This window comes from Mesorhizobium sp. LNHC252B00 (assembly GCF_000502955.1).
Taxonomy (GTDB): domain Bacteria; phylum Pseudomonadota; class Alphaproteobacteria; order Rhizobiales; family Rhizobiaceae; genus Mesorhizobium.
On record NZ_AYWO01000174.1, the window covers coordinates 1 to 274 of the forward strand.

Annotated in this window: 1 pseudogene; it reads left to right on the forward strand. The window is 60.2% G+C overall.

Features of this window, described 5'->3' with window-relative positions:
• Positions 1 to 274: pseudogene (locus X744_RS0139505) on the forward strand (phenylalanine--tRNA ligase subunit alpha); the annotation flags it as partial.

Consider the following 274-nt stretch of genomic DNA (forward strand, 5'->3'; position numbering starts at 1 on the left):
TCGAGACCGACTACTATAATTTCACCGCGCTGAATTTCCCGGAAGGCCATCCGGCGCGCGAGATGCACGACACGTTCTTCTTCCAGCCGGACGAGAAGGGCGAGCGCAAGCTTTTGCGCACTCACACCTCGCCGGTGCAGATCCGCACCATGGAGAAGCAGAAGCCGCCGATCCGCATCGTCATTCCGGGCAAGACCTATCGCCAGGATTCCGACGCCACCCACTCGCCGATGTTCCATCAGGTCGAGGGGCTGGTGATCGACAAATCGGCCAA